The following is a 533-nucleotide window of genomic DNA, read 5'->3' as shown; positions in this document are numbered from 1 at the left end:
TCGGTGGCCCGGGCCACCTCCGCCGGCCCGGCCACCGGCTCGACCACGACCGCCACCGAGCGCTGGGCCGCCTCCCGGCGCAGCAGCTCCGCTTCGAAGCTGGCGTTGGCCTCGGAGGGATTGAAGACCAGCCCCACGCTGGCCAGGCCAGGGGTGATCCGACGGGCGAGATCGAGCTGCTCGGCCAGGGGGTTGGTGCTGACCGTGCCCACCACATTGGGCCGGTGGCGGGTGTAGCTGGTGCCGGCCCCGGCCCCCCACGGGTTGGAGCAGTAGGTGAACACCACCGGCACCCGGGCCGGGGCGATGGCCAGGATCGCCGCCAGGGGCGGGGTGCCGATGGCCACCAGCATGTCGACCCCGCCCTCCAGCAGCTCCGCCACCTGGGCGCGGCAGGTGGCCATGCTGCCCTCGCTGAAGCGCTCCAGCAGGATCACACCGGCCGGCGCCTGGAAGCCGCCCCTGGCCAGGGCCTGCACGAACCCGCGTCGGGCGGCATCGGGGGCGGCCCCCCGCACGTACTGGATCAGGCC

General features: G+C 75.0%; 1 protein-coding gene. It reads right to left on the bottom strand.

The annotated features are described in order from the left end of the window. Positions 1-533: ABC transporter substrate binding protein (locus tag VB737_RS17270; protein ID WP_500314786.1), on the bottom strand; the 533-nt coding region annotated here is incomplete at both ends.

This window comes from Synechococcus sp. BA-120 BA3, assembly GCF_034931285.1.
Classification (GTDB): domain Bacteria; phylum Cyanobacteriota; class Cyanobacteriia; order PCC-6307; family Cyanobiaceae; genus Cyanobium.
This window is presented reverse-complemented; position numbering and strand designations above follow the sequence as displayed.